Here is a 26,173-nt window from a genome sequence, read left to right as displayed (position 1 = left end):
CGAGCAGCCGGTCATGGCCAGCCTGCTCTAGACCAGGTACCAATATCAGTATGTGCTTTCCGCGCCTGAGAGGTCTAGACCTCTCGGGACCCCGACCCAGTACGGCGGTGGACCTGCCGCCTGCCATGCCGGGCTACAGCTCGAACTGGATTTGATCGATGTCGGTCAGCTCGACGTCGAGGCCGTGGGCGCGATGGCCGCCGTCGCGGAAGTAGACCTCACCCAGGGCGTCGGCCGTTGCCCGTTGCAGCTCGCGGTCGGTGGCGCCTTGCTCCTGGGCGTCGAAGAGGCGGGCGGCGTGGTGGGGCGGGAGCGCGAGGGTGAGGTGGCGCAGGCGGGCGTCATCGGTGGTGCCGGGTGCGGCAGTGAAGCCGAACCGGGCCCGGACGTCCACCATCAGGCCCGCGGAAGTGGCGGCGGCCTTGCGGGCCTTGGCCCGGATCTGCGGCTGCCAGCGGCGCCGTACTTCGGCGGCCATGCGGTCGGCCAGGTCGGCCCGCGGCTTTTTGATCTGGTCGCGGACATAGCGCTCGATGGTGCGCTGGGAAACGCCGAGCAGGACTGCGACGTCGCGGGTGCTGCCGTGGTGCTGCTTGACGAGGTAGCGGACCTGGGCGCCGGCACTCTTCGGGATCGGCCGGGTGAACGCACCCTGGAGCGCGCCGTGCAGGGCTGCGTCGATGGTCATGTGCGGTCCTTCGGTGGGTCAGGTCTGGGTGAAACCGGGGCGCTGTGCGGCGACCTGAGCTTCAATCAGCACCCCGAGCGGGCAAGGGGAGACTTGGAACAGGACGGTAGGGCCTTAGACCGCCGTACAGCGGCCTAGAAGGGTACAGGTGCGGCTTCCGCCGCCGTTATGCGGCGATGGGTGCGCCCCGGGCCCTCTCCCACTCGACTTCGATGTCGGCTTTGGCGCACTCTGCGGCGCCTACCGCCCGGCACGCGCTGCTCACGGGCGGCCGGTCCTGGACAGGGCCGGCCGCCCGTCGTAGCGGGCTACGAGACCGTCGCAGGCGCTCCGCCTCGGCAGGTCCTGAGTCGATCAGCTGTGCTGACGAGCCCTTCTCAACTGTCCTCGTGATCCATCCATGCGGAGGGCACCAGGGCTGAGTCGTTGCCGTAGCGCCAGCGCTCGACTACGTGCTGGCTGAAACCGGGGTCTGCGAGGTCGGCATGTTCCATGACGATGATCTGCATCTTGCCGTCAAGCTGCTGAAGGGTGTGGTGGAGGGCTACGAAGAGGTTCAGCAGGTGCATGCGGTCGTTGGTTTGGAGCTCCACCTCGCCGGTGGCTTCAGCCGGGAAGTAGACCTGCGAGGGCTGATCCAAAATCAGGACACGGGGCACAGGCCCGTGGTGCTCAGCGAACCACTCGTGGAGGCTGAGCAGGGTGGAGACGTGATAGCCCAGGTGATTCTCAGCGCTGCCCATGTTCTTTAGCTGCACAGGGCCGTCGACGGTGTCAGCGACCACGGTGAGCCGGCCGATGTCCAGGCGGATGGGCGAGCCAGAGAAGTCGAGGTCGAGTGCCTTCGCCTTCTTCTTGATCTCCTGGTTGATCAGGGACAGGAAGCTGGTCAGCCGCTCCTCCTGGGTACTCCCGCTGAGCTGCTCCTCAAGGCCAGCGATCTGCTCTCGCAGCGCCTCACGGCGATCGTGAACCCGAGGTGCGGCAACTTGCTGGGCAGCTGTGTCGAGGAAGAGGCTGATGCGGCCCTGGACGATGGCGGCTCGTCTCAAGTCGTCGGGCTCTCGGTGGAGCGTGCGCAGTGCTGTGGTGAGTTCGTTGATCTCCTCCTGGTTGCGGGCGAGCTCAGAGCGCAATGTCTGCAGACGGTCTTCGCCTGCCGCGATGAGGCGCCGGATGGCGGGGGTGTCGCTTCCGATCGCTTGCAGATCGCCGTCCAGGTGGGCGAGGTCCCGCACGAGGCCGGCGACGGTCTCGTTGGCCGCGGGGACGCTGCTGTCGCAGACCGGGCAGCGTGCTCGGTCTGCGGTGTCGGGGTCCCGGCTCAAGAGGCCTAGGGACGCCAGGCGGGCTCGCTGCTCGAGGGCCTGATCGTTGAACTCGTCGTTCTCTGCCAGTTCCGTCTTCAAGTCGGCGATCTTCGCCCGGGTCTGCGAGAAGAGCCGGCGTAGTTCAGTTCGCTGAGTGTGGAGAGCGGCGATGGGGTCGTCGCCGGGGGAGCCGGCCTGCGGGGCACCGTGGACCATGGCGTTGCGTAGGTGCCGGAGGACTTCGTCTGCCGGTTGCTCACCGGTTCGTGGAGGCACGAGGCCGACCTCGACGGCTTCGGCCAGCAGGGCCTGGGCCTGGCCGCTCGCCGGGGTGACGTCAGTGGACGCAGCGAGCATGGCTTCGTTGTCGGCGAGGTCCCGGCGCAGGTTGCGGAGCCTGTTGTGGAGCAGGGCCTGCTCGCGGTCGACCGCGCCCAGGAAGTATGGGATGACACCCCGGATGGTGTTCGGCTTCCAGTCTTCGCCCTGCGAGTGGAACAGGACGTCAGGGTTGGCAACCTCGTTCTGGGCCTGGAAGCAGAAGAAGAGAGCGTGGCGGATGGAGGGCGCTATGAGTGTGTTCTTGCCGACGGCAGGTACCCGGACGGTGCTGTCGATGCCACAGAAGTTACTGAGGAGGTCCTTGGCCGTGTCCTGCGGGGTGGTGAAGTGCAGCTCTTCCAGCTGCGGGGGCGGGGTGTCAGGCGCCTGGGTAATGACGCACAGCACGGTGCTGACTGCCGCTTTGGCTTCAGGGGCCCGGCGGGCAACGAAGAGTTGCTGGCCGGGTTTGGTGAGGGTGACGGCGTAGGTGCTGACGTAGTCGCGGACCTTGCCTGCTTTGACGGGGTAGTCGGTGCTGGCGAGGCAGTAGTCGATGATCGTCAGCAGTGCGCTTTTTCCGCGCCGAGAGTCGCCCGTGACGATGTTGAGGGCGCCTGTCTTGAAGGGAACGGTGCGCATCTGTCCGGGCCGCTTGCCGTAGATGGTGATCGCTTTGATCTGGAACGTCACGGTTTGACTCCGAGAAGCGTCAGGACGGTGCTGAGGCTGCCCGTGCTGGGCAGCCAGCGCCCGAGGAGCAGGGCGGCATTTTGGATGTTGATGGTCTGCTGAGTGGCGCCCTTGATGGCCTTGGTCGTCGCGCCAGCAGCCAAGCTGAGCCCTTCTCCTGTAGCCCGCAGGGATCCGGTCTGGAGGGCGAAGAGCAGCCCGGGACGGACCACCGCCGCGAGCGGGGCGGCGTTGCGGCCCATGGCGATGCGCACAGCCTCGTTCGTGTCGAGCCACCTCATCAGGCCGGTCTTCGTCGTCCCGGGGAGGACGCCCCTGATGGAAGGTTGAAGGGCCATCACTGCGGCCACGACGGCCACGGGCAAGGGGCACGCGGCGTCGTACTGCTTCTCGTGACCCTGAACTGCGCGGGTGCACAGCAACGCGGTGAAGGCGGGGTTGTACAGGGCTCGCTCCTCACGACTCAGGTCCATCAGCGGACCTCGGCCGGCTCAAGAAGCTGCATCAGCCGGGCCGCGAAATCCGGGTGCCAACCGACCCGGCATTCGTCGGCCAGCATGTGGTACGAGCCCTTGGGCACGAACACCTCATCGCATCCGGTGCGGATCTGGGAGCGGGCTTCCTGGTCGACCCACCGGTAGATCCTCCTGGCTTCCTTCTTCTTCTCCACCTCGGTGGCCTCGGGTCCCAGTTCTTCCGCCATCTCCGCGAAGCGCGACTGCCACTCCTCCACCAGTCGGCGCTCGTACTCGCCGATCTCGCCGGGCCGCAGCAGGTTCTCGTTCAACCAGCGGGAACGCTGCGCGAAGGCTCGGACGTAGTCCCTCACCGCGTAGCCGATACGCTCCGAGCCCACACCGATCAACCCGAGCTGCCGGACGAAGATCTTGTCGGTCTCCTCGTCGACAGCGCCGGTCATGCCGGTGATGTCCGGGTCGATCGGCAGGTTGTCGTAGCTGAACTGTCGTTGGAGCCCGCTGAAAACTTCGTCGAACTCGACGCCGGTGACCGGGCTGCCACCCGGCGTACGCATCTGCTCGATCACGCGGTCGTAGAACCAGCCCTCCAGCCTGTGGAGAAAGGACTTGGCTGCCTCGCGGCCTGCGGCCACCGCGGCGAGGCCGAGCATGGACGAGCGGACGACGTCGATGTCGTCGGCGCCCCCGATGACCTCGATCCGCGCGAGCAGCGCGCGCTGGAGTGGCACCTCGCGGTCGGCCAGTCCCATGAATGCGGCGAACGACTCCGTCATCGCCTTGCTCTCGCTCTTCGAGGCCTTCGCCGCGGCGCAGAGCAGCTTCAGCGCCTGCTCCTCGTTGCGGTGACCGCTGTCACGATGCTGGAGCAGGAAGCCCACACTGTCCTTAGGAAGCTCGGCCGTGGTGAGCAGGTACAGATTCGTGCTGTCGAGGTCGATTCGACCCGCCCCGGCGGCTTCCGCCCAGATCCGCAGGGTCTTCCACAGATCCTTCGAAAGGTTCGTCAGACGCACACCTTCAGCGCGCTGCTTGAGCTGCACAAGGTCCGTCACGGAGCCCACGTGCTGCTCAATGTCGTCGGCCGCCTCGACCGCAACGCTCCAGTCCGCACCAGCGCTCATCCACTGCTCGATACACATGTGCAGAGCCTTGGCGAACTGGAACAGATACCCAAGAGCTGACGCTGACGCCTCGTACTGTTCTCCCCCGTCTGCCATCACACCCCCCAAGCCAGACCGTTCAGCGATCATTCCACGAGTACGACGATCCGCATACAGGTGAGCGGCAGACTCGAATCGCGCTGTTCCGGGCAAACGGACCGGGTGCTCGTTGGTGTGAGTCCTCAAGCGGACCGGGCAGGCCCGGGCCTGCACACCTGGGTGCGGGCCGCTCTGCCCGCACCCAAGGCCTCAGATCAGACCCTCAGGCGGGACGCATCCACGTACTCAAGGCCCCACTCCGGCGCGATCAGCTCACCCGTCTCCGCGTCCGTGCAGTAGGCGCTGAAGATCTCCGAAGCGCTGAGCGGCTTCGCATAGAACTCCACCAGCCTCCAACCCCTCACCTCGGAAGTCTGGTCGGCGAAGCACGTACGCAGCACCACGCCACCGCCCACGATCGCGGCGAGGGTGAGGATCACCATCGCCTCAAGGGCGTCATCGGGGTCCACATCGGCCGCTTCGCCGTCCTTGTGGAACGGCACGGTGATCGAGAGGCTGTCGCCGTTCGCCGATGCCGCGACGACGAGGACGTGACAGCCATCCCCCACCGCGTCGAAGAAGCCCATCAACAGCGCAGCGGCGCGCTGAACCTCGTACGGGGTCCGGTCGTGCGACGTGATTGCCATGCCGATTCCTCTCGGTCTGCTTCCGGTGCCTGGTCGGCTGCCACTGCCGACCATCGAGACAACTATACCTTATATTCACCATTTTTGGGGGGCTGCATGGATCTTTTCCGGGGTGTTTTCGCACGCAGGGAGGGCCACGAACGCACAGCGCCCCACCCTTGGAGGGTGGGGCGCTTGCTACTGGCAGTCAGTCCTCGTCAGGCAGGGAGATGGTGATCACGGGCTCCATGTCGTCGCCAGGCCCGCACGTGGCGAGCAGCCACGTCCGCTCGGCCTCGTCGCTCTCTCCGTCGCGCGGGACGCGGTAGAGCTCGACGGTGCAGGAGGGCCCGCCGTCGGAGCGCCGGATGGCGTAGCGGGTCATCCGGAGCACGTCCCAGAGGCGGCCTTCCTCGTCTTGGTAGGTCTGCCGGTTGTCCTCGTCCGTCCAGGCGACGCAGTCGGCCCACGCGGCCGCGGTGAGCGCGACGGGGAACCTGAACCCGGCTTCGCGGGCGATGTCGTCGCCGACGGCGACCAGGACCCCGTCGGCGATGGCGCGGGCCCGGCTGTAGCCGTGGATGACCTCCCCGAAGACGTCGGCCACGGAAACGGCCGGCTGCTCCGGCTCGGGGGTCCAGCGCATCGCGTCGGGGCCCAGACTGTCCCGGTTCGCTGCGCCGTTGATGAGGGTCTTGTCGGTCATGGTCTGCCCTTTCGTGAGGGGGTGCTTTCGGCGGCGGCGGGGTGCCACTCCCCGCCGCCCGGGGCGGGGCGCAGCCGGGTGGCTGCGCCCCGAGGGAGGGTCAGGCGTTGGCGGTGGACCGGGTGATGGACTGGCGGCGCACGCAGCGCAGCGTGAGGGCGTCCGGGTCCTCGGCGAAGGGGTCGCTCAGCCGGTAGCGGGTGTCGGTGCTCCCGAGGTAGTCCGCGCGTCCGCAGTCGAAGCAGTCGCACGGCCGGGCCAGGTGGAGGCCGTGGTGCGACGGAATGCTCCCGTGGTAGATGACCAGGTCGCCGGGCTCGATGAGGTCGAGGGTGCGGAGCAGGGTGTCGGACATGATGTCTCCTCACGGCTGTGCGTGGATTCGGTTTGTGATCGACTGCCACCGCCGACCAACAAGACAACTATAACACACGCGAGTCACTTTCGGCGCCCTCATTGGCTCGTCTACCTGGGTGAATGCGGTTCGACCGCACTTCACCGACCGCGAGTGAACCGCCGGCGTTCCCCTCCGCGGCCGGCGGGAAGAGGGGAGCCGGTAGAGGGTGCGTTGTTGCCCGGACGTCGCTCTGGCTCGGCGCCCTGGCGGCCGGAGCACAGCTGCGCCCCCACCGTGCGTCAGCGGCACGGTGGGGGCGCAGGGCGGGGCGCGTCTAGCCGGTAGCGAGGCTGGCGCGTACGGCCTCGACGGCGGCGGCGGTGTCGGCGGCCAGGTCGGGGTCGTGGGAGTCGTGCAGGATCGTGAACTCCAGGCCGCACTCGTCGTAGCGGCAGACGAGCCAACCGGCGTGTTCGGTCAGGGGGTAGTACACCTCGGCCTTGTGTCGGCCCTGGCCGCTGATGAGGATCTCTCCGCCATAGGGGGTACCGATGGCGACCCAGTAACACCCGGAGCCGGGGTGGCCGCCCGCGGTGGCCTCGATGCCCTCGTCCTCCAGCACCTGGTGCAGGTACTCTCCGGCGTTCGGCGCACTGCCGAAGGTGCGGCGGTGGGTGTAGGCGAGGTCTGCGGCGGTGTCCGGGTCGGGGGCGTCGAACTCCTCGGCCCACCGGGTGAAGTCCTCCTCGCTGGTGGCGAGCAGCTCGACCTGGTCCGCGACGGGGCCCGCGAGGACGGCCGCGATGAGCAGCTCGGTGCTGTCGACGTCGAGGGTCAGTCCGATGACCGTGTACGTCTGGGTGGCGGCGGTCACGCGATCAGCTCGAAGTGCGCGGCGTCGACCGCCTGGGCGCCGAGGTCTCCGAGGAAGGCCGCGACGACGTAGGCGCCGTGGTCTCCGCCCCAGAGGGTCTCGGGGGTCTCCCCGTCTTCCTCGGCACGGTGCGGGAAGGCCTCCAGCACCGCGGCGGCCGCGTTTGCCTTGGCTTCCTCGAAATCCGCTCCGTCGGCGACGACTGCGAATTTTGAGGCGAGATCCCAGACTTCGTACCAGTCTCCGATGATGGTGAATTTCATGGTGTTTCCTTTCGTTGAATTCGGGGGCCCCGGAATTGGGTTCCGGGGCCCGGGGTGACCTGCGTTTAGCGGCGCGGCCGGGGGATGTCGCGGTGACGGTTGAAGAAGCGGTCGACGAGTACGAGCGCCTGGTCCTCGGTGAGGCCGAGCACGCTGCCGCCGGACGTGGTGGTGCCGGTGAACACGGCGAGTCCGCTGACCGTGTACGGCATGGCCCGGTAGGTGTGCAGGAGCACGCTGGCCGGTCCGTTGTCGGGGTGGCCGAGCGGGAAGGCCCACTCGTCGGTCCACATGATCAGCCGGGTGGTCAGGTCGACGCATCGGACCTGGTCAGCGTCCAGCGCGTCCTGCGGGCGCATCTCGGAGCCCCAGTCGAGCAGGCGGAATCCGCCGGTGGGCTCGACCCGAAGGGCGTAGCTGTCCTGGAGGAGGGTGGGCATGGGGGTCCCCTTTCCTGGGAGTTGGTTTTCGGTGCGGGTCGGCTGCCACCACCGACCCGCAAGACAACTATACCCGCGGCTCATCACTTTGTGAACGTCTTGGAGGTGCGTTTCCCCTGTTCAGCGGCATACCGAAGGCCCGCCGGCGGCAAGCCCCGACGCACCGCCGGCCTTCCAGGACGCCGGCGCCGGCGTCGCGATGGCCGGCCGCGAAGATGACGCCCGCCCGCGGTGCCGAGGCGCGCGGTGGAGGCACGCTGCCGAGCCGACGGCGCACAGACCGTCCGCCGTGGCCGCAGGCGCCGTACGGACCGCGCGGCGCCGTCCAGCTGCCGACGGCCGGCGTGGCCCGGGGCCGGACATGACGGCGCCCCGGCGCGGCTGGTGGGCCGGGGCGCGAGGGTGTGCTGGCTATGCCGTCAGGGTCCAGGGGCCGCTCAGGGACGGCGGCCCCGGCTGACGGGGGTTGAGGTCGACGACCACGTCACCGTCGTCCGTGTGGACGGTGAAGACCGTGGCCCAGGACGTGGGGTCGCGTTGGACGGCGAGTGCTTCGTAGGCGGCGTGTACGGGCGTGTCGGCGCCGATCTCGATGGTCCAGGTGACGCTGTACTCCGGCATGCGTTCTTGCCCTTCCTGGGCGCCCTCGGCGCCCGCGTGTCGGCTCTTGGGGGTCTAGGCGGCGAGGGTGAGTTCGACGTCGTCCAGGCTGCGCTCGTTGATGGTGACGCCGCTCAGGGGGTCGAGGTCGTCGAGCCAGAGGTCCTCGTTGTCGGCGAGGTAGTCGCGCAGGGCGTTCGGGTTGTTGACGATGTACGCGGGAAGCTGGACCTCGACGGTGAGCTCGTAGGTGACCTCCTCGCTCACGGTCAGGGCGAGGTGCGCGGTCACTTCCCGGTCGTGGCCCTCCGGCTCGGGCGCGTCGGCGTTGACCACGAGGCACAGCAGGGCCGCCGTGTCCTCGTACGGGTCGGCATACACCTGCGCCGAGTCGGGGAGCCGGCCGAACGGGGCGCCGAGACGGTCGAGGTCGCTGAGGACCTGGAGCAGGGCCTGGGGATCGCGCGGATCGGTCCCGCCCCAGGCCGTGCGCAGTTCGGGGTCGGTGAGCTCGGGGAGCGTGTCCAGGTCGCCGCAGACGCCCTGCGCGCCGCCGGCGGTCCGGAGGCTGTCGAGCTGGAGTTCGCCGGAGCGGGGGTCGCGGCGCAGCACCAGGTAGGCGGCGTGCGGGTACATGTGGGCCAGGGTGGCGGCGAGGGTGTGGGTCAGGCCCTGCGCCTGGGCCCGGGCGTTTTCGAGTGCGTCCTGGCAGTCCTGAAGGGTGGTGTGCATCGGTCCTCCTGAGGGTGTTGGGGGCCGGCGGTTCGGCCGGCCGAAGCTGGGCTCCTCCCCCCGGCGCCTGGCCGGGGGGAGGGGTGGGTCAGGCGCTGAGGAGCTGATTGCCGGTGCGCTGCCAGTACCCGGCCGGGGCGCGGTCCGCGCGGCACTCGTACCGGCCGTAGGCGATGAACGTCTCCTCGTCGTCGCAGACCAGGTAGCGGGCGTCCGGGATGAACTCCAGCGTCTTGCTGTCGGCGGGGAGGTCCTTGAAGCACTGGACGCGGTGCGGGCGGTTCATGGACCAGTAGACGTCGCCGCGTTCCAGGTCGGTGTAGCGGACGCTCACGGTGTCGCCGGGGTGGAGCTTGCACCAGGTGCGGACGCCGAGGGCGGCGCAGATGTCCTGGACCCTGCCGTACATGACGTCGAAGGCGTCCGGTGCGACGCCCAGGGCGCGGTCGGTCTCGCCGCTCGGGCCGGTGAAGTGGACGGGGCCCGGGATGTCGAGGTCGTCGAAGCCGTAGCGGGCGGCGAGGTGCTGCGCCACGGTGTTGGTGGCGCCCGGGGCTCCGGGGAGGTAGTGCATGTCCGTCTCGGCGTCGAGCGGGACGGTGGTGTAGGTGCCGGGGCCGGAGAAGAGGCCGGTGAGCTCCCACTCGATGTGGGCGTCTCCGAAGGACCAGTTCACGAGCTGGTCGGGGTGGAGCGTGCCGAAGCATCTGAATTCGTGCGGGTTGGTGAAGTCCAGGGGCATACGGGTCTCCAGGGTATTCGCGTGTGTTTCCGGTGGTGGTCGACTGCCACCGTCGACCACAAGACAACTATACCAAATACTCATCACTTTCGGGAGAGTCCTGGACCCTGTTTCCGCTGCTCAGGGGCTCATCACCATCCGTGCCCATCACGCAGAACTGGCTTCGCCCCGTACGGGGCGAAGCCAGTGGATTGCCGGCGTTCAGGCCGTTGGTGCGGCCGCGGTGGTCAGCTGGTGGAGGACGTCCAGCGGCTGCTCGTCTCGGGCCAGCCGGGCGAGGCGGGCGCGCTGTTCGCCGATACCGCGGCAGCCGGCGAGCGGCTGCAGGATGTCCGGGCGCATCTGCGCGACGGCCTGGACGTAGGCGCGGCCGCCGAGGGCGCCAACCGGGCGCGGTCCGGGGGCGCGGGACAGCTCGTAGAAGCCGAATAGACCTGAGCCCGGGTGGGCAGCACTGCCGCACACAGGAAGAGGAGGGACACGTTGCCCAAGTTCTGGATCGGACCGCGGGAGTACCCGTCGAAGAAGGCCGCGCAGGCAGCCGTCCGCGAGGTGCTGTACGGATACAGCGTGGGCAGCATCGTGGACCAAGAGGCGGATCACCTGCTTCTGCTGGACCTGCTCGACCTGCACGCAGAGGCCGACATCAAGATCGGCGTGGGCGTGGAGGCCTTCGCGATCGCACCACCGCTGCAAGGGCCGCACCCGGGATTCGAACTGATCCGCACCGACGGCACCCGGATCGACTTCTCCTACCTGGCCTGTCTGAAGCCTCCGAGCTATCGCCAGCAGGTCTGTGCCGCGATGCGCGTCGAAGTGAAGGGCGACGTGAGCGCCTACTTCACTTCCCGGGTGGCGGCGAACACCCTGGTCTCGGACGGATCCGGGAGGGAGCTGGACATCACCGACACCCACGTCAGCTACTTCCGAGGCCCGTCGTTCGCGGAGCTCGCCGCAGCGTTCGCTGAGGAAGCCGGCGGATGGGAGGCGATCGAACTGACCACGTCGAGCGACCCAGGTCGGGGGCAGTGCACCGACCGCGCGCTCGCTGAGCGGTGGCGCAAGTACCACCAGGAGCACGCGGTCCTCGGGCTGCTGTCCTCACAGGAGAACCTGCGCCGCCCACGTAGGTGACTAGCTCCGCTGCCTCAAGTAGTCCGGGCCCAGGTTGACCTGGCAGTCCTGCACGTCGGTGATCTGATCGACGAGCAGGTCCAGCGCGGTGCACGCCTCACCCGCCCGGCGGGCGAACTCGGGAACGTCGACGTAGAGAGGGTCAGGGCGGGCCGGTACCGTCGCCCCGCCCTGACCCTTGACCATGCTGTACCGCAGCGCCTGGCCGCTCGGATCCAAGGCATGGACCTCGTCGCAGAGCGATTTGACGTCGCCCTGCAGGCGCATTCGGAACATCGGCGCGAGATGGACGAGGTAGCCGGTCAAGACGCTCAGCTGATGAGTCTGAGCGAGCTTCTTGCCGACTGTCTCCACGATCTCGGGCGCCTCATCGCCCGGCGGAACCTCGAACCTTATGCTGTCGACCAAGGCGCGCAACACTACTTTGAGCCCCAGTTCGAGAGCGTGCCGGTAGTTGTACAACACGACCAGCACCAACGAATCGTCCAGAGTGTTGTCGTACCAGCGTTCGGCCAGAAGGTCGGCAGCCGTACGGAACGCGAACGCAAGCTCCGCATCAGTCTCCAGCTCCGGCAGAGCAGCCCCAGAGGGCGAGATAGCAGGCCGCCCGCCGAGGACCGCGTAGTCCTCTGTCCAAAGGCTCGGGCACGACCGGGAGAATACGGCGCGATGGGTCATGAGGCCCATCTTGAAGGCCCAGGCGACGGGGTGGAAGCGATTTCAGTCCGTCTCGCAGGCCGCCCCGTTGCATGACAGTCCTATTGGGGTTCCTCGGAATCGCCCTCGCTCGCTCCACCGATTTTGCCGCCGACAAATACCACGCCCAGCCCGAGGGCGGCTACGCCGGCGGCTGCCACCACCTTCATCCCCGCCCCCAGGAACTGCTTGCTCTCGCTGTCCTTCTCGTTCACCTGCCGCACGTTTTGCTCGAGGCGGTCGTGGAGGGCTTCCCGCTGCTCCCAGCTGAGGTCGTCCCGAGCGAGGTCGGCCCGCAGGGCGTCCCGCTGGTCCTGCGAAGCCTGGTAGAAGTGCTTCTGACTGTTCTCATTGGCTGCGAGGGTGGACTTGTGAGCCTCTGTGACCGCATCGATGTCGGCCTTGCCCAGGTCCTTGAAGGCGGGGAACTGCTCGATGAGCTTGAGCCGCACCTCAGTGGCCATCTCAGGCATCGCTGCCGCGAACCTGAGCACCTTGTCCTTGGACAGGTTCCGCCAGCTCGGGATACCCAACTTCCGTTTGACCGCTGCTTCGTTGAGGTCGCCCATCCCCTGACTCCGTTCGTCGTCCCGTGAGGCATCCCGGATAGTAGCGGTGCCCACCGACTTGAGGCGGCGGCATCTGAGCACTCTTGAAGTAGGGCGCGCGGTGGCTCCCCGGGGCCGGCAGCGGCAGGGCGGCGGGGCGGGGCAGCGGCCGCTCTGTGGGCCGCCGCCCCGCCGGTGGGAGCTTTCAGCTGCTCGAGGGCAGGAACTGGCGGTCCGGCTCGACGCGCCAGGTCAGGTCCGGGAACAGGCGGCGGACCTGCCGTTCGGCCCAGGGCCGCACGGTGTCCCAGGCCTCTTGCGTCGGCTCGTTGGCCCAGTGGTGCCAGCCTTCAGCGCAGGCGGCGGTCTGCTCGCCGAGGTGACCGAGGAGGGTCTCGGCGGTGATCTCAGCGGGGAGTTTCTCGCCGTTCTCGGTGGTCATGGCGTAGGCCTCGTAGAGGCGCTCGGCGAGGGTCTCGCCGTCGAGGTTGTGCACGGAGGTGACCTGGAGGACGGTGCCACGGCCGTCCGGGTCGAGAACCAGGCAGGTGGAGGGCTGGGGTGCGGTGTTGATGGCCATCGATGTCAGGCCGCCAGCTCGTAGCCGTTGGGGCGCTCGCCGCCACAGTTCGGGCAGGGGTCGGTCTCGTGGTAGTACCAGCTGATGGACCACGTCCACTCCCAGCCGCCGATGCCGTAGAGGCCGTCCTCCTCGCGGGGGTTGATGATGGAGGTGACCTGGGCCGAGCCCTCGTCTTCGAGGTACATCCAGCGGATGTGGAGGACGACCGCGCGGGGCGCGCCGTTGCTGTCGGTTCCGCCGTCGATGACGTGGATGGTGTCGGCGCAGTCGTAGCCGTACTTGGTGGCGATGTCGAGGGTTTCGGCGGCGAGCTGGCGGGCGGTGTCGAGGGTGAAGAACGGGCTGACGAAGCCGTTGCAGCGGTTGGCCGGGTCGAGGACGGCCGGGTAGTCGGGGGTGCCGTCGATCGTGACGCGGGTGCGGACGGAGCCGGTCTTCGGGGAGGGCTGTCGGGTCATGACTCTCCTGGGTGTGTGTTCGGTTGGGTGGTCGGCTGCCACCACCGGCCATGAAACAACTATACCACACACACCTCACTATCGCGGGTAGGGGCGCACGCCCGACCCCGGATACCAGCAGCTCAGCAGCGCCCCAGCGGGGGGCGGCCACCGCATCCGGGGCCGCCCTCGGCGGTAGCGATCCGGCCGCTGGCGGCGCCGCTCGGCCCGGGCTGGACTACGCGGCCAGCGCCAGCAGGTCCGCCGGGGCGCGCTGGCCGCGCTGCTGTGGCGCGTCGACCGGCGCCGGAAGCTCGGCGCCGCCGTAGACCCGGCCGAGGTAGTCCACGACTGGCCGGTGCCAGGGGCGCCCGGTCAGGGCGCCCAGGACGACCGCGCCGACAGGCGGGCACACCACGTCCCCGATGCGCTGGAACGCGCTCGTGCGCGAGTCCTTGCGGGCCGTCGGCTCCGAGGCGCGCCAGGGGTAGGTCGACAGGAACCCGACCAGCTGTCCGGCCTCGGCCTCGGTCAGCCGGTAGCCGCCCGACTCCCGGTACCAGGTCCGGGCCTTGCCCGTGAGGCACCAGCCGGCCTTGTCCGCGGAGAAGGTGTTCCCGCCCTTGGGCCGTCCGTTCGCGTCGACTCCCCGGACGCCGCGGGTGTTGACGCGCTCCCCCGCGGCCCACCCGAGGGCGGCGGCCAGGGTCTGTTCGGCGAAGGGCATGTTGGGCCGTACGGATCCGGGGATGCGGCCGTAGCGCACCGCCATGAAGAACACGCGGCGCCGGTGCGTGGCCACCCCGTAGTCGGCGGCGTCCAGCTCGACCCACTGCTGCTGGGCCCAGCCGGCCAGGGCCAGCTCGAACGAGACGGCTTCCCGCACGTCTTCGGGCAGGTTTGCGGACTGCTCCATGGCGACCCACCGCAGGGCCTCGCCGTGGAGCTGGAGGCCCAGCGCCCAGATCAGCACCTCGCCGACGAGTCCGGCTTCCGGGTCCGGCATGGCGGCCGCCATGGCGCGCACCTCGGCCCAGGTCGCCCCGGAGCGCTCGGCCCATCCGCCGTGCCCGGAGGCCTCCCCAGCGGCGCACAGCATGGCAGTGAGGACCTGGAGGGACCGAGCGGTGAGTCCGGCCCGCTTGCCCGCGGTCGACCAGGCCGGGCAGGGCGGGGAGAGGATGACGCCGACTATCCAGCGAAGCGCGGGGTGCTCGGGGTCGAGCAGGGTGATGTCGATGACGACGCGGCGGTGCCCGGCGCGCTCGGCGGTGGCGCAGGCGTCGCCGGAGAGGTCGAGGCCGACGGCGTCGTACCGGGCACCGAGGGCGGCGAGGCCTTCGTCCCAGCCGCCGGGGCCGGCGAAGACGCCGACGACGCGCTCGCGGTCCCCCTCGCGGGGGCGCAGGAGCCAGCGGCCGGGCCAGGGCGCGGCCATCTCGTCCAGCTCGGCGAGGACGTCCGCGGGGATCTCGGCGCCGAGGTCGAGCGCGAGCTCGGCCAGGCACACCGGGCAGGTGCGCTCCTCGAACCAGTCGACGCAGGTGACGTAGCTGTGCCAGTCCGTGAAGCCGCAGCGGGCGGTGGTGTCGCCGTGGTCGGGCAGGAGGTGCACCAGGCCCTCGGCGTCGGTGCCGAAGCCGGTGACTCGGATGGGTTCGGCGCTGCGTTCGGCGGTCTGAGCGTCCGTCATGAGCTGCTCCCCTCGGTCGGCCGGTGCGGCGGCCGCGTGCTGTGCCTTCGGTCGCCGGTCGGGTGCCACCCCCGACCGACGACATAACTATAACTGCAACACATCACTTTCGGTAGTGGGGGCGCTCATCTCCCCGTTCGCGTGTCGTCTCGACTGTCAGGCAGCCAGGACCAGGGCCAGCCGGCGGAGGTAGTCGGCCGCGGCCTCCTCGCCGACGTGGCGCCGAAGCGCGTCTCCGCGGGCCCAGACCAGCGGGCCTTCCTCCGCTTCGACGCGGGCCGCCTCGGCGACGATCTCGGCGACGCTGAGCTTCTCCCGGAACTTGTGGCCGATGTGTTCTTCCAGGGCGGCGTACCGGGCGGGCAGGTCCAGGCCCAGGGCCCAGCACAGCCGTACGGCGCGCACCAGGACGTCCCTGCCGGCGAGCACGCAGAAGACGCAGGACAGGCGGGGGATGAGGGCGTCGTAGACGGGGTGGTACTCCAGGGTGGCGTCGGCGATCTGCTGCCAGACGTCGGCCTCGGAGAGCTCCAGGATCGGGTGCCAGGTCAGGACCATGCGCTGCCCGGTGCTCGCACGCATGTCGATGGAGAGCGGCAGCTTCCGGGCCCGGGCGGGGGATTCGGCCGCCCGGATCCCGAGGGCCGAGAGGATCAGGGCCTGCTCGTCCAGGCCGAGAGCATCGGTGATCTGCTTGAAGAGCGGGGCGATCTTGTCCCGCTTCAGGGTCGAGGTGCACAGCCGGCGGGCCGCGTCGGGCCACATGCCGCGCTTCTCGACGAGGCCGAGCAGGCCGCGGTCGGCCTGGACCACGATGAACTCCACGCCCCAGCGCTCGGCCTGGCGCTGCGCGAGCTCGCGCACGCCCGGCCATTCGGACTCCTCTCCCAGGTCCGCGTGGACCATGACCACCTTGTCCAGGCAGCCGGCCTCGGCGGCCAGGGTGACCACGCGGTACGCGCAGACGAGCGAGTCCTTGCCAGCACTGGTGGAGATGAGGATTTTGTCCGCGGCCAGGATGAGCTCGCGGGGCGTCTGGGCCAGCTCGCCGAGGAGGGCGGCCGCGACGCCGGATCGGCGCCCGCCGCCCGTTCTGCGGCCCGGGGCGTGCGGGGCGTAGAGCGCCGCGAGGGCGCGGTTGGCCGCGCGGGCCGCGGTGAAGGTCCGGCGAACCTTGGCCCGGGCCTCCTGCTCGCGGCGTACGAGGCCGGCGTGAGCGGCCTGGACGGCCGCCAGTTCGTCAGCGTCGGCCTGCAGTTGCTGATCGTGGGCGATACGGGCGCGGCTGGCGGCGGTGGCCTTGGCGGCCCGGGTGCGGGCGCGGCCGGCGGCGGTGTACGCGGCGTCGGCCTGGTGGGCGCGCCGGATCCGCTCCAGCAGCCGGCGGCGGGTGGGCATGTCCATGGGACTCCTCTGGGTGCGGGGTGGTGAGTTCGGTGCCGGGCGGCTGCCACTGCCGCCCGGCCAGGGGGTGGATCAGAAGGTGCAGAACCTGCGTGCGACCGGCGGGAAGTTCCCGCGGCGGCGCCGGCTGAGCCGCTCGGTCACCTCACGGGCGCACCGGGCCGCGTCGGCGGCCGCGTCGAGCGGCGTGGGGGAACCGTCGACGAGGGTGGTGAGGTAGGTGCCGTCGGCGGCGTGTAGGTGCGCGGACCAGGGTTCACGGTGGTCGGCCGCGGGCCGGTCGGCGCGCTCGCCGGCGTACATCAGGACGTGCAGGACGCCGTAGGCGGCGTCCTCGTCGTCCGGGGCACCCGGGTCGGCGGCCATGACCAGGAAGGTCATGCCGCCCTCCTCTCCGGGGAAGGCGTGGCGGCCCAGGGCGGCCAGTTCGGCGCGCAGCAGGTCGCCTTCGGTGGGTTCCATCTGGTTGGTCATCTCGTTCCTTCGCATCGAGCAGGCGGGGACGCTTTGCCGTGCGGGCCGGCGTCGTGCGCCTGAGGCCGGACCCCGGCGTCCGGCCTCGGTTGGGCCGGACGCCGGGGTGCGGGGCGCTGTACGCGTCGCGAGGTCCTACTGAGAGACGGTCGGCCGGTTGCAGGGGCGGGCGTTGTCCACGGCGACGGCGGCGGCGAGGCGCCCCCACTTCAGGTGGAGCTTGAATGCGGCTTCCAGGTAGAGCGCCGCCGCCTCCGGCCGCTCACCGGCTCCCGTCAGGTGGCGCTCGTGGAGGAGCTGGAGGGCGCCGCGCAGCCTGGTCTCCTGGGAGGCGAGCTGGATGCTGACGGGGTGCAGGGGCCGGGGCAGTTCGAGGGTGCCGAACACGGCGCTGGTGACGTACTGGCCGAGGCAGGCGGGGAGCCCGGTCGCCGTGTTCTGGGCGACGACGTCTTCGGCGATGGACAGGAGCAGGGAGGCGTCGAAGGGGATCGTGTTGGTGATGACGACACCGTCCAGGACCTGGGGGAGGTCGGTCTCGAAGGCCAGCGCGACGTCGTCGAGGAGTTCGGCGACCGTGGTGAGCGCTTCCTCGGCCGGGTGGTTGAGCACGCTCCTCTGTCGGGCGATACCGGCGATGGCGCGGGCCCGGGCGGCGGCGTGCAGGGCGTTGGGGAGCGGCGTGCTGATGATCATGACTCTCCGAAGGGTCTGAGGATGTGTGTCCGGTGTGGTCGACTGCCACCGTCGACCACAAGACAACTATACTCGCTATTCATCATCACGCAAGGGCTCGCCCCTGCCCCCTCGGCAGAAATCCGCAGACGGCACCGTCGTTGCTGCGGGCGGCCATTCACAGTGCGCCGCCCGGGCGCAGCGCTCCGGACGCGGACGATGGCGGCGAGGGGAAGGGGAGCTGCCCGGCCCCTTGGGGCCGGGCGGGGGCCGTCAGCAGGCAGCCTCGGGGTCCTCGGCCGTCGGCAGGGGCTCCCATTCCAGGGAGCGCGCGGTCTTGCGGGAGCGGCCGTCAACGGCGACGGTCACGCTGTCCCGGTACGCGCGGGCGCCGGTCATCCGTACGTCCACCGCTTCGACGGTGCCGGTCTGGCCGCTGGCCACGTGCCGGACCCGCTCGCCGACGGTGCGGGCCAGGTCCGCTTCCCTCAGACGCCGCGCGGTGAGCCGGCGCCCGGCCTGCTGGACCAGGCGGCCGGCGCGGGTGGCCAGGGCGGCCGCGAAGGCTGCGTCGGAGTCGGGTGCCTCGACCCTCAGGAAGCAGCGGCCCTCAGGCAGGCCGGTGTGGGTGATGGTCCAGGTGTCGGTGATCGCGCCCCGGGCCCGGCCGGCGGCGGCGTCCTGCTTGGCCGCGGCATCCAGGGTCGGCACGTGCCAGACGTGCAGGGACGGGTGGTCACCAGGCTCGACGATCCAGCCTTCGGTGCGCTCGAACAGCTCTTTCGCGACGCCCAGCCGGGCCAGGGGCGGCCGCCCGTCGGTGCTGGTGGTCAGCCTGCCGTCCTCGACCCAGGCGACGGCCAGGCGGCCGCTGGTGCCGTCCGGCCGAACCCAGTAGCCGGCCACCTCGCCGAGGTCGTGGGGGTCTTTGACGTCGGCGAGCGGCTGCCCGGACAGGGCGGTGACCGCGGCGGCGGCCGCCGGATATTCGGCGTCCTGGGGCAGTACGCCCGTACCGGCCGCCGGAGCGGCCTCGGCCGGGTCGGCGGCGGGCGGCGGGACGAGGACGGCGTTCCAGGAGCCCGGGCCGTACTCGGTGAGCGTGACGAGGCCGGCGGCGTGCAGGCTCCGCACGGCGGTGAGGTTGTGCCGGCAGCCGGAGCCGATCGCACCGTCGCGCTTGGCGACGGCGTACATCCGCCGCTGCGGTTCGGTCAGCGCGTCCTCGGCGCGCTTGCGGCTCGCCTGGGCGTTCACGTAGTCGGCACGCTCCTGGGCACCAGCCTCGGTCTGCCAGCCACGGGAGACGACCACGCCACTGGTATTGACGATGTCGAAGCCGCCGCGCGGGCCCGGGCGGACGGCGTAGAGGGTGACCGAGGCGCGTTCGGCAGCCGGGGCCGGCTGCGCGGTGGCGGGCGCCTGGCTGGGATGCGCCTTGCGGGACCGGGCGGGCTTCTCCTGGACGTTCACTTCCTCGACGGAGACGTTCTTCCAGCCCGCAAGCTCGGCGGTCCGGGCGGCCCGGCGAACTTTGGCCTCGGACCCGGACCAGGTGTGGGCGAAGCGCCCGTCACCGTCGCGGGTGTCGACGATGACCGCGTGGGTGTAGTGGCGGGTCTCGCTGGTGCGTGTGCAGCCGGTGGAGGCGACGAAGGTGGTGCGGGCCATGACGGAGCTCCTTGTGCTTGTGGTGTGTTGTCGGTGCCGGTCGGCTGCCACGGCCGACCTAGCGGGTGGGGCGGCCGGGGGCGGTGGTCCCGCCCCCGGCATCGGGGCTACCGGCCCAGGCGGAGCGCGCGGCAACGGAGGCCCGCCTTCTGGATCCGGAACCGCACCGTGGAGAACTGGTCGCGGTCCCGCAGCCACCGGTAGAGCCGGAGCAGCGTGCGCTCGGACATGTCCTCGACCGTGCCCACCACGGTGAACTCGTTGGCGAACGCCATGCCAAGCGTCCTCGGCGCGAACGAGGGGGCGCCGAGCGTGTAGAACCACACCCGGTATCCGCCCTTCGGGTCGTTCTCGTTCCAGAGGCCCATGACGATGGCCCGGCGGACGCCGGTGTTCTTGCCCTCGTCGTAGCGGGGGGTGCGCACGACCGTGCCCGGCTCCAGAACGCTCTGGGTGGCGGAGGTGGTGGCGACGGTCATGTGGACTCCTTTGGAGAGGGGTGGGGGTGTCGGCGGGAACCCCCCGCCGACAAGAAAACTATACCCACTATCCATCACTTACGCAAGGGCGCCCCTTTCTCAGGCGCGCCGCAGGCGGGCCCAGATGCTCACCGGCAAGCAGGCATACGCCGCGCCACCGCCGACAGCGGGGAGCGCAGGTGGCCGTCAGAACAGGGCGTACTGCGCTCCAGCGTTGTCCGGAGAGCCTTGGCGCCGGCGGATGCCTGGCGAGGCTCCACCCGCCCCCGCGGGCTCCTCCCGTACGGCCTCGTCCTCGATGGGAGCCGCAGGCCTCTCCGGGGTCGGCTCGCTCTTGGGGCACGCGCACCGGCACCACCACACGCACGGCTCGCCGCCGGGGCGCACGACGAACTGGGCGACGCACCGGCCCCGGATGTCTCGCACCCAGTCGATGTTGTCGTCCACGTGGGGGCCGCCTTCCTGCCGGTGGACGCACAGGTCGCAGCGGCCGGCCAGGCAGTTCCAGCAGGTGCCCCGTTCGCACATGGCCCATCGCGCGAAGCCGAAGGGGTACTTGCGCTCGATCTTTTGGAGGTAGGCGGGCCACACTTGCTCGCGCACCCAGGCGCCCTCCATCTCGTCCATCGGCGACGGGTTGGGGACCGGATCGACGATGCCCATGATCAGGGCGCCCTGAAAATTCAGGCTGGAGATCCCCCGTACGATCTCCCGCTCCTCGGGGGTGAGCGTGCGCCGCGGGCGGCGGATGACCGGGTACGCGAGCAACCGGGCCTCCGGCCGCGGGCCGGCAGCGCGTCGGGTCTCGTTCATGCAGATCCCTTCGATGCTGAGCGTTCGGCAGCCTGCTCAATCGCGGGGCAGGGGCGCAGATCCCGCCCCCTGCCGCGTACAGCGACGGTCAGCGCTCGGTCCGGGCGTAGTTGTGGCGGTCGTCAGTGGCGGCGAACTCGACCAGCTCGGGAACGTGCGCGCCCACCCAGGCGTCCAGCGGGCCGGGGCTGTCCTGCTGGCCCGTGAGCCAGCGGTAGACGTCCGGCTTGAGTTCGAAGAGCCTGCACTCCTCGTCCTCGGCGTAGAACTCGGCGTTGCCGCCGAATCCGTAGCCGTCGGCGATGTCCCACACACAGACCAGGTACGGGCCGCCCGCGTCGTTGATGCGCCCGAAGACGCGCCGGATGTCGTCGGCGCCGTATCCGTGCTCGAACGCCCCGTGCAGCTCGGCGAGCTCGGCCCCGAGCTCCTGGGCGGCCTCTCCGGCCGCGGTGCCCCCGGCGCTCGGCGCGGCGCCCTCGCCCTCCTGGTCCTGGTGTTCGCCGCCGTGCTCGGCAATCAGGTCGCGCAGCGCCTCGGTGGGCACGTCAAGGAACGTTCCGGTCTCGGCGCCGAGGTCCCCGCCGGTGAGCCACTCCTCCCACGAGTCCTCTTCGGACCAGGCTTCGGTGTCCGGGGCGGTGAGGCCCGGCGAGAGGAGCACCTCGTCCACGACGCCGACGCCGGGGCGAGCCTTGATGAGGAGGGCGTGGCCGTCGGCCAGACGGATGCGGGTGAAGCTGTGGTCGGTCCCTTCGGCGATGACGGCGTCGAGCCGGGTCGTGCTGAGGGTATGGGTGCTCATGCAGTGCCTCCGAGTTGAGCGTTTCCGGGTGGTCGGCTGCCACCGCCGAACCATGAGACAACTATACACGCCATTCATCACTTCGCAAGGAGGTGCAGTCACGCGATCAAGAGCACGTCCCCGATGACCCTGGCCCGGTGCAGCGGCGCCGGGCCGCCGGCCGACCTCTTGCGCGGGGCCGGCTCGGGCAGGTCGCGAAGCGGCCGGAAGACCGGCCTCTTCCCGGTGTGCTCCTTCCAGCGCTTCTCGAACCCCGGGCGCTGCTTGTCCGCGACGCCCGCAGGTGCGGCCACGATGAACGCCTCGGCGTGCGGCAGGCCTTCCGGGTCGTCCAGGTAGTGGGCGCGCCGGATCCCGGAGGCTGCTCCGTCGACCAGGCGGACGCGGTGGGGGAAGCGTCCGGCGAACCGGGTGACCAGTTCCTCGGCCCGCTCGCGCGGGCCCTCGTACACGGTGCGCACCGATCGCCAGGTCGGGCCCTTCTGCTGCGTGCCGCGGCACCGCTCGTCGTCGCCGAGGCACTGCGGTTCGGCGTCGACCGGCACGCCGTTCTGGTCGACGACTGCGTGGATGCGGCGGCAGCGGGGCTTGCGCTGCTGGCTGCACCACCACTTCGGCTCCGCGCAGTCCTTGCCGTGCCAGCGCCGGCAGTCCTTGGTCCGGCCGAGGCCGGTGAGGCGGCGCACCTCGTACACGGCGTACGGCGTCTGCTCCAGGTCGGCCTGGAAGGCGTCCAGGACGGTCCGGTTGCGGCTGTCCTCGGCCAGGCGCTGGTAGAGCGATCCGCCGGGCCCGTAGAGGGACATCCGCTCGTTCAGGGCCAGTGAGATGTACTCCATGCGCAGCACCTGCGCGGCCTCGGCCGGGTGGGCGCGCAGCCGCTCCTCGTACAGGTCGCGGGAGGAGCAGACCCCGGTGAACGGGCACATGGTGCAGTGACTCTTCAAGATCATTTCCCCGAGGCAGTCCAGGACGTACTGCTCGACGGCGGCCCTGGCCATGCCGGCGCGGATGAGGGGGTAGTCCGGCTCGCAGATGATCCTGCCGGCGGCGGCGTTCAGCTGGTCCTGGATGGCGGAGTCCTTCTGGGCGCGGCCGGTTTCGTCGGCGTGGTAGCCGATCACGCGGCGGAAGGTTTCGGTGCCGAACTCGTGGGCGGCCCAGGTGTCCAGTACCCAGCCCTTGAACCGGATGCTGCAGCGTCGCTGGCCCGAGGCGAGCATCGGGACGGTGCCGGCGGTGCGCAGTTCGTCCGACAGGCGCCAGGGGCCGGCCGCGTGGATGCGGCGGGGAGCGCGGGAGTCGTCGAGGACCAGGACGCGCTCGGCGTCGCGGGGGCCGCCGCGGCATACCTGGACCAGGCGGATCCTCCAGGTGCGCAGGAGCGGCAGGACCAGGCGGTCGGCGTAGGACAGGGAATCGCTGAACTCGTCTCCCGTGACAGCGTGCACGATCACGAGGTCCGACAGGTCCGGCTCCAGGCCGTTGCCGACCGGGTCGTTGAGGAACCGCAGCATGATGGCCGTCGAATCCGCCCCCAGGCCCCACGTGAGGACTGTCCTGCGCTTGCGGGCGGAGCGGGGGCCGGAGCCGCGCGACGGGGCGGGGAGGTGTGGGTGATGCGCGGGAGGGTGCAACACGGTCTCCTTCAAGGGGTGCGTGTTCGGTGGCGCGGCTGCCACTGCCGCGAGTTGCTGGGGCGCGCCGGGGCCCGGCTGGCCGGTGTGGGCCGACCATGGGGCCGTGGCGGTGATGCGGGACGTGCGGGCGGGTGAAGCGACGCCGCGCAGAGCGGGACCCCGGCCCGACCCGCCGGGCCGGGGTGGGGCGCGCCTGCCCCCAGGCCGGGCCCGCCTGGGTCGGTGGCCCGGGCCGGGGAGAACTGGCTATCGGGCGACGGCGCCAGCCGCGACCCAGGCGGCGACGGGGCTGATCGGGTTGTGCTTGACGATGGAACGGGCCAGGGAGAACACGTGGCGGTACCCCTTGGGGGCGCCGGTGGCCAGCGCCAGGTTCCGGACCGCCATGTCGTACTGGAACTGGAGCATCTCGCGCAGGACCTCGGAGCGGTTCATCTCGCGCCGGTAGCTGAGCACGTCGTGGGCCGCCTGGACGGCCTGCTCGCCGATGCCGGTCCAGACGCGGCCGTTGAAGACGTGGTCCCCGGCGGAGCGGTCGGCGTCGGCGGCGTTCAGGATTCCGGCGTGTGTGATGGTGAAGTGCTGCGGCCAGGCGGAGCGGGGGCCGAAGGCCAGCGCCGCGTACGCGGCAGCGGCGGCGTTCGTGCGGACGGTGAAGCGGGGAAGCCTCTGGCGCTCCGAGGTGTCGCCCTTGAAGACGTCCAGGTCTGTGGTCCCGCCGTAGTTGTAGACGTCCACGGTCGTGGCCCCGGGGTACAGGCGGCGGGCGGTGTCGATGACGGCGTACGCGGCGCGGGCGGTGTTCACGAGGATCTCCTTGGGGTGGTGCGTTTTCGGTGTGCGGCTGCCACTGCCGCCTCGGGACCCTGCCCCGATGAGACAACTATACTCACTCTTCATCACTTTCACAACCCCGCCGCCCCTTACCTGATTGCTCGTCAGATTCCCGAGTCAGGACCGGCCGGTGGCCACCACCCTCCGGGCCCCGCCGGCCGCGAGGGCCGGCGCGGCCCGGAGGGGTCAACGAGAAGCCGCTGCAGCGCCCGGAATAACCGTTCCGCAACCGGCCGCCGAGCCCGGGACGGAGAGGCGGGCCACCAGCTGACGGACGGCGCGCGGCCCGGCGGCACGGATCCCGGGCGCACTGCGCCCGTGCGGGTGGACGGTGGCGCGCAGGATCTTCCCGGAGCGGGCACCCACCTCCATCCATCCCCACGCGCCCTCAGGGCCAGGCGCGGCCAGGGTTACGTGATGGCGCCGGGTGGAGGGGCGCCACACGGGAAGGAGCCCGTGTTCCGTGGCCAGCGTCACGACCGAGCGCGTGTACGCGTTGAGGCCGTGCGGCGTAGCCGGGACGCCGATGCGCAGCGCCCCTCCGCACATGGCGAGCACAACGCCGAACGGGAGGCGCGCCCAGATATCGGCAGGGTCGCGGTACGGAAGGCGCCCGTGTACGGGGCAGCGGGTGCACAGCAGGACGTCGGCGCGGTCCCTGTCACCGGGCACTAGGCGGGCGGCGGGATCCGCGCACTCGGGGCAAGGGGCTGTTCGCCATTCGTACGAGTCGGCAGCGGGCACGTGGCCTCCAGGGTCGAAAGAGGGTGGAGCGCCCCGGGCAGGGCGGGTCGGACGTGGCATGGGGCTCAGCGGGAGAGGCATCGGAGGCCGGGCGGGGCCGTCCGCCCCGTCCGGGGCCGAGGTGGGGCCCCGACGGAGGGTCGCGGCGGTGGGGCCCGCCCGGCGGGGCGGGCCCCCCTCGCCTACGCGGCGAGCGACAACTTGGGGAGCGGGTAGTCGCGCTCCAGCTCCAGGTCGATCATTCGCTCGACGCTGGACACGAAGTGCGCGACCGGGAAGGCGTCACCGGCCTTCTCCTCCGGGACGGTGAGCACGAAGCGGATGCGGTGGACGGTGTACGCCTTGATCTGCTCCAGGGTGAAGGTGCGCATCTCGCCCCGGGTGCGGCACATCGCGCGGACGATGATGCCGCCCTTGCTGGTGGTGAGGATGTTGTGGATCTCGATGGTGCGTACCGACTCCTCACCCTTGCTGTCGACGTAGGTGATGGTCGTGGCGCGCTGGCCATCCATGGCGCGGATCAGGTCAGTCAGGGTGCGGGTGGCGGTCTGACCGGCGGTGATCTTCATGGAGTTCGACACGAGGTTCTCCCTGGAGCGTGTGAGTTCGGGGGGTGTTGGCCGGGTGCCACTCCCGACCAACAAGACAACTATAACCCACACACCTCACTTCAGGGAACCCGGAACGGCCCTTTTTCTCGCCTCGATTTCACGTTCACCCGTCCGGCCGTCCACATCGCAGCGAGCGGCGACGTCAAAGCATCCCCACTCGACAAGAGTGATAAGTAGACGTTATAGTTGTCTCAGTTGATCGGCGGTGGCAGCCGGTCAGCGACCGCGAACACGCACTACGACAAATGCACAGCGAGGAGCCCCGAGATGGCCCGTACCTACAACCACCGCCCCGCGCACCTGCAGACCCAGGAGCGGCCATGGATCTCCCACCTGAAGGACGGGAGCAGGAAGTGGTACCAGCAGGCGGCACACAAGCGGGACCGCGCGGCGGTCCGGCTGGCGCTGCGCCTCGGCGCCGAGCCCCCGCTCCCCCAGCGCCGCTGCGTCGACTGGGCAACGCCCCCCCCCCGCCCACCACCACGCGCCCCCGGCGGCCGGCGGGGCCGCTTCGGCATGTCCGGGCACAGCCTTCGTGCAGGAGCGCACGCGCCGTCTCTGGCCGGCCCCGAGCAGCGGGGGGCGGCGGGCGCAGAGCGGGCGCCGGCGAGCGGGGCCGGGCTGCGGAGCGAGCTGGGGCCGGTCTGTGCTGGCCTGAGCTGGGCTGGGCTGGGCTGGGCTGGACCGTGGTGGTGAAGGCCGGCCCCGGCCCGGAGAAGAATCAGGCCTCTTCCTCCGGCTATCGCGGAGAAAGAGGTGTCGTCGTGGCGAGGGGGCTTGCCCACCGGGCCTGACCAGGCACGATGCTCAAGATCAAAAAAGTGGGGGTCCCACTCACGGTCACACCTCCGGTGCAACTCCTAGTGCACCTCTGCAAGCAACCCTCCAGCCCCCTTCCGGTGCAACTGCCGCAGAGGCACCG

General features: G+C 70.3%; 30 protein-coding genes. 1 reads left to right on the top strand and 29 read right to left on the bottom strand.

Annotated elements, in window-relative coordinates:
* Positions 1-133: 133 nt before the first annotated feature.
* The 14 genes from tpg to ACFWV2_RS27660 form a co-directional block, all read right to left on the bottom strand.
* Positions 134-688, bottom strand: coding sequence for a telomere-protecting terminal protein Tpg (gene tpg / locus ACFWV2_RS27725; RefSeq protein WP_384408914.1), 555 nt, complete (start codon positions 686-688; stop codon positions 134-136).
* Positions 689-1,065: 377 nt separating this feature from the next.
* Positions 1,066-3,012: a DUF3732 domain-containing protein gene (locus tag ACFWV2_RS27720; protein WP_384408912.1), complete on the bottom strand. Its 1,947-nt coding sequence runs from the start codon at positions 3,010-3,012 to the stop codon at positions 1,066-1,068.
* Positions 3,009-3,485: a three component ABC system middle component gene (locus tag ACFWV2_RS27715; protein WP_384408910.1), complete on the bottom strand. Its 477-nt coding sequence runs from the start codon at positions 3,483-3,485 to the stop codon at positions 3,009-3,011. Before ACFWV2_RS27715 ends, ACFWV2_RS27720 begins: the two co-directional genes overlap by 4 nt.
* Positions 3,485-4,630 (bottom strand): ABC-three component system protein, encoded by a 1,146-nt coding sequence (locus tag ACFWV2_RS27710; RefSeq protein ID WP_384408908.1) that lies wholly within the window; start codon positions 4,628-4,630, stop codon positions 3,485-3,487. The genes ACFWV2_RS27715 and ACFWV2_RS27710 overlap by 1 nt, the downstream gene beginning before the upstream one ends.
* Positions 4,631-4,905: 275 nt before the next feature.
* Positions 4,906-5,337 (bottom strand): hypothetical protein, encoded by a 432-nt coding sequence (locus tag ACFWV2_RS27705; protein ID WP_384408906.1) that lies wholly within the window; start codon positions 5,335-5,337, stop codon positions 4,906-4,908.
* A 187-nt stretch (positions 5,338-5,524) separates the two neighbouring features.
* Positions 5,525-6,022 (bottom strand): DUF6573 family protein, encoded by a 498-nt coding sequence (locus tag ACFWV2_RS27700; RefSeq protein ID WP_384408905.1) that lies wholly within the window; start codon positions 6,020-6,022, stop codon positions 5,525-5,527.
* 100 nt (positions 6,023-6,122) lie between these two features.
* Positions 6,123-6,377: a hypothetical protein gene (locus tag ACFWV2_RS27695; protein WP_384408903.1), complete on the bottom strand. Its 255-nt coding sequence runs from the start codon at positions 6,375-6,377 to the stop codon at positions 6,123-6,125.
* A gap of 316 nt (positions 6,378-6,693) precedes the next feature.
* Complete coding sequence (locus ACFWV2_RS27690) at positions 6,694-7,233, bottom strand: hypothetical protein (RefSeq protein ID WP_384408901.1); 540 nt, start codon at positions 7,231-7,233, stop codon at positions 6,694-6,696.
* Positions 7,230-7,496 (bottom strand): hypothetical protein, encoded by a 267-nt coding sequence (locus ACFWV2_RS27685; RefSeq protein WP_384408900.1) that lies wholly within the window; start codon positions 7,494-7,496, stop codon positions 7,230-7,232. The genes ACFWV2_RS27690 and ACFWV2_RS27685 overlap by 4 nt, the downstream gene beginning before the upstream one ends.
* 65 nt (positions 7,497-7,561) lie before the next feature.
* Positions 7,562-7,936: a DUF3846 domain-containing protein gene (locus ACFWV2_RS27680; RefSeq protein WP_384408898.1), complete on the bottom strand. Its 375-nt coding sequence runs from the start codon at positions 7,934-7,936 to the stop codon at positions 7,562-7,564.
* A 411-nt stretch (positions 7,937-8,347) separates the two neighbouring features.
* The gene (locus ACFWV2_RS27675; RefSeq protein WP_384408896.1) at positions 8,348-8,557 is read right to left on the bottom strand and encodes a hypothetical protein; all 210 of its coding nucleotides are present in this window, start codon (positions 8,555-8,557) and stop codon (positions 8,348-8,350) included.
* 54 nt (positions 8,558-8,611) lie between these two features.
* Positions 8,612-9,268 carry a hypothetical protein gene (locus ACFWV2_RS27670; protein ID WP_384408894.1) on the bottom strand — a complete coding sequence of 219 codons (657 nt, stop codon included), beginning with the start codon at positions 9,266-9,268 and terminating at the stop codon, positions 8,612-8,614.
* 88 nt (positions 9,269-9,356) lie between these two features.
* On the bottom strand, positions 9,357-10,010 hold the full coding sequence (locus tag ACFWV2_RS27665) for a hypothetical protein (protein WP_384408892.1): 654 nt from the start codon (positions 10,008-10,010) through the stop codon (positions 9,357-9,359).
* 201 nt (positions 10,011-10,211) lie between these two features.
* Entirely contained in the window at positions 10,212-10,475 is a 264-nt protein-coding gene (locus tag ACFWV2_RS27660; RefSeq protein ID WP_384408890.1) for a hypothetical protein, read from the bottom strand.
* A gap of 18 nt (positions 10,476-10,493) precedes the next feature.
* On the opposite strand from ACFWV2_RS27660, the gene ACFWV2_RS27655 reads away from it, so the two are divergent.
* Positions 10,494-11,144 (top strand): DUF3223 domain-containing protein, encoded by a 651-nt coding sequence (locus ACFWV2_RS27655; RefSeq protein WP_384408888.1) that lies wholly within the window; start codon positions 10,494-10,496, stop codon positions 11,142-11,144.
* On the opposite strand, the gene ACFWV2_RS27650 is transcribed toward ACFWV2_RS27655, so the two are convergent.
* From ACFWV2_RS27650 to ACFWV2_RS27580, 15 genes are all read right to left on the bottom strand, one after another.
* Positions 11,145-11,822, bottom strand: coding sequence for a hypothetical protein (locus ACFWV2_RS27650; protein WP_384408886.1), 678 nt, complete (start codon positions 11,820-11,822; stop codon positions 11,145-11,147). It lies immediately after the preceding gene.
* A gap of 80 nt (positions 11,823-11,902) precedes the next feature.
* Entirely contained in the window at positions 11,903-12,409 is a 507-nt protein-coding gene (locus ACFWV2_RS27645) for a hypothetical protein (protein WP_384408884.1), read from the bottom strand.
* Positions 12,410-12,593: 184 nt separating this feature from the next.
* Positions 12,594-12,968, bottom strand: coding sequence for a hypothetical protein (locus ACFWV2_RS27640; protein WP_384408882.1), 375 nt, complete (start codon positions 12,966-12,968; stop codon positions 12,594-12,596).
* 5 nt (positions 12,969-12,973) lie between these two features.
* Entirely contained in the window at positions 12,974-13,429 is a 456-nt protein-coding gene (locus ACFWV2_RS27635; RefSeq protein WP_384408880.1) for a hypothetical protein, read from the bottom strand.
* Between the two features lie 217 nt (positions 13,430-13,646).
* The gene (locus ACFWV2_RS27630) at positions 13,647-15,101 is read right to left on the bottom strand and encodes a DNA cytosine methyltransferase (RefSeq protein WP_384408878.1); all 1,455 of its coding nucleotides are present in this window, start codon (positions 15,099-15,101) and stop codon (positions 13,647-13,649) included.
* 156 nt (positions 15,102-15,257) lie between these two features.
* Positions 15,258-16,505 (bottom strand): phosphoadenosine phosphosulfate reductase family protein, encoded by a 1,248-nt coding sequence (locus tag ACFWV2_RS27625; protein ID WP_384408876.1) that lies wholly within the window; start codon positions 16,503-16,505, stop codon positions 15,258-15,260.
* 72 nt (positions 16,506-16,577) lie between these two features.
* Positions 16,578-16,979 carry a hypothetical protein gene (locus ACFWV2_RS27620; RefSeq protein WP_384408874.1) on the bottom strand — a complete coding sequence of 134 codons (402 nt, stop codon included), beginning with the start codon at positions 16,977-16,979 and terminating at the stop codon, positions 16,578-16,580.
* A gap of 135 nt (positions 16,980-17,114) precedes the next feature.
* Complete coding sequence (locus ACFWV2_RS27615; RefSeq protein ID WP_384408872.1) at positions 17,115-17,675, bottom strand: hypothetical protein; 561 nt, start codon at positions 17,673-17,675, stop codon at positions 17,115-17,117.
* Between the two features lie 252 nt (positions 17,676-17,927).
* Complete coding sequence (locus tag ACFWV2_RS27610) at positions 17,928-19,325, bottom strand: hypothetical protein (protein ID WP_384408870.1); 1,398 nt, start codon at positions 19,323-19,325, stop codon at positions 17,928-17,930.
* A 107-nt stretch (positions 19,326-19,432) separates the two neighbouring features.
* Positions 19,433-19,804, bottom strand: coding sequence for a DUF6409 family protein (locus ACFWV2_RS27605; RefSeq protein ID WP_384408868.1), 372 nt, complete (start codon positions 19,802-19,804; stop codon positions 19,433-19,435).
* A gap of 186 nt (positions 19,805-19,990) precedes the next feature.
* A complete protein-coding gene (locus ACFWV2_RS27600) occupies positions 19,991-20,617 on the bottom strand; it encodes a DUF6248 family natural product biosynthesis protein (RefSeq protein ID WP_384408866.1) in 627 nt (208 codons plus the stop codon).
* 88 nt (positions 20,618-20,705) lie between these two features.
* Positions 20,706-21,422, bottom strand: coding sequence for a hypothetical protein (locus ACFWV2_RS27595; RefSeq protein WP_384408864.1), 717 nt, complete (start codon positions 21,420-21,422; stop codon positions 20,706-20,708).
* A 98-nt stretch (positions 21,423-21,520) separates the two neighbouring features.
* Positions 21,521-22,939, bottom strand: a complete 1,419-nt coding sequence (locus tag ACFWV2_RS27590; protein WP_384408862.1) for a hypothetical protein — start codon at positions 22,937-22,939, stop codon at positions 21,521-21,523.
* A gap of 369 nt (positions 22,940-23,308) precedes the next feature.
* Complete coding sequence (locus ACFWV2_RS27585; protein ID WP_384408860.1) at positions 23,309-23,869, bottom strand: hypothetical protein; 561 nt, start codon at positions 23,867-23,869, stop codon at positions 23,309-23,311.
* Between the two features lie 953 nt (positions 23,870-24,822).
* Positions 24,823-25,221, bottom strand: coding sequence for a WYL domain-containing protein (locus ACFWV2_RS27580; protein ID WP_384408857.1), 399 nt, complete (start codon positions 25,219-25,221; stop codon positions 24,823-24,825).
* Positions 25,222-26,173 lie beyond the last annotated feature (952 nt).

The organism is Streptomyces sp. NPDC058671, from assembly GCF_042716475.1.
In the GTDB taxonomy this organism is placed as follows: Bacteria; Actinomycetota; Actinomycetes; order Streptomycetales; family Streptomycetaceae; genus Streptomyces.
Note: the sequence above shows the minus strand (reverse complement) of the source record. Positions and strands in the feature narration are given on the sequence as shown.

Excerpts from the sequence above, each read along its gene's own strand:
- tpg (WP_384408914.1), bottom strand. The coding sequence starts at position 688 with ATGACCATCGACGCAGCCCTGCACGGCGCGCTCCAGGGTGCGTTCACC.
- ACFWV2_RS27715 (WP_384408910.1), bottom strand. The coding sequence starts at position 3,485 with ATGGACCTGAGTCGTGAGGAGCGAGCCCTGTACAACCCCGCCTTCACC.
- ACFWV2_RS27710 (WP_384408908.1), bottom strand. The coding sequence starts at position 4,630 with ATGTGTATCGAGCAGTGGATGAGCGCTGGTGCGGACTGGAGCGTTGCG.
- ACFWV2_RS27705 (WP_384408906.1), bottom strand. The coding sequence starts at position 5,337 with ATGGCAATCACGTCGCACGACCGGACCCCGTACGAGGTTCAGCGCGCC.
- ACFWV2_RS27700 (WP_384408905.1), bottom strand. The coding sequence starts at position 6,022 with ATGACCGACAAGACCCTCATCAACGGCGCAGCGAACCGGGACAGTCTG.
- ACFWV2_RS27695 (WP_384408903.1), bottom strand. The coding sequence starts at position 6,377 with ATGTCCGACACCCTGCTCCGCACCCTCGACCTCATCGAGCCCGGCGAC.
- ACFWV2_RS27685 (WP_384408900.1), bottom strand. The coding sequence starts at position 7,496 with ATGAAATTCACCATCATCGGAGACTGGTACGAAGTCTGGGATCTCGCC.
- ACFWV2_RS27680 (WP_384408898.1), bottom strand. The coding sequence starts at position 7,936 with ATGCCCACCCTCCTCCAGGACAGCTACGCCCTTCGGGTCGAGCCCACC.
- ACFWV2_RS27675 (WP_384408896.1), bottom strand. The coding sequence starts at position 8,557 with ATGCCGGAGTACAGCGTCACCTGGACCATCGAGATCGGCGCCGACACG.
- ACFWV2_RS27670 (WP_384408894.1), bottom strand. The coding sequence starts at position 9,268 with ATGCACACCACCCTTCAGGACTGCCAGGACGCACTCGAAAACGCCCGG.
- ACFWV2_RS27665 (WP_384408892.1), bottom strand. The coding sequence starts at position 10,010 with ATGCCCCTGGACTTCACCAACCCGCACGAATTCAGATGCTTCGGCACG.
- ACFWV2_RS27650 (WP_384408886.1), bottom strand. The coding sequence starts at position 11,822 with ATGACCCATCGCGCCGTATTCTCCCGGTCGTGCCCGAGCCTTTGGACA.
- ACFWV2_RS27645 (WP_384408884.1), bottom strand. The coding sequence starts at position 12,409 with ATGGGCGACCTCAACGAAGCAGCGGTCAAACGGAAGTTGGGTATCCCG.
- ACFWV2_RS27640 (WP_384408882.1), bottom strand. The coding sequence starts at position 12,968 with ATGGCCATCAACACCGCACCCCAGCCCTCCACCTGCCTGGTTCTCGAC.
- ACFWV2_RS27635 (WP_384408880.1), bottom strand. The coding sequence starts at position 13,429 with ATGACCCGACAGCCCTCCCCGAAGACCGGCTCCGTCCGCACCCGCGTC.
- ACFWV2_RS27630 (WP_384408878.1), bottom strand. The coding sequence starts at position 15,101 with ATGACGGACGCTCAGACCGCCGAACGCAGCGCCGAACCCATCCGAGTC.
- ACFWV2_RS27625 (WP_384408876.1), bottom strand. The coding sequence starts at position 16,505 with ATGGACATGCCCACCCGCCGCCGGCTGCTGGAGCGGATCCGGCGCGCC.
- ACFWV2_RS27620 (WP_384408874.1), bottom strand. The coding sequence starts at position 16,979 with ATGACCAACCAGATGGAACCCACCGAAGGCGACCTGCTGCGCGCCGAA.
- ACFWV2_RS27615 (WP_384408872.1), bottom strand. The coding sequence starts at position 17,675 with ATGATCATCAGCACGCCGCTCCCCAACGCCCTGCACGCCGCCGCCCGG.
- ACFWV2_RS27610 (WP_384408870.1), bottom strand. The coding sequence starts at position 19,325 with ATGGCCCGCACCACCTTCGTCGCCTCCACCGGCTGCACACGCACCAGC.
- ACFWV2_RS27605 (WP_384408868.1), bottom strand. The coding sequence starts at position 19,804 with ATGACCGTCGCCACCACCTCCGCCACCCAGAGCGTTCTGGAGCCGGGC.
- ACFWV2_RS27600 (WP_384408866.1), bottom strand. The coding sequence starts at position 20,617 with ATGAACGAGACCCGACGCGCTGCCGGCCCGCGGCCGGAGGCCCGGTTG.
- ACFWV2_RS27595 (WP_384408864.1), bottom strand. The coding sequence starts at position 21,422 with ATGAGCACCCATACCCTCAGCACGACCCGGCTCGACGCCGTCATCGCC.
- ACFWV2_RS27590 (WP_384408862.1), bottom strand. The coding sequence starts at position 22,939 with ATGCTGCGGTTCCTCAACGACCCGGTCGGCAACGGCCTGGAGCCGGAC.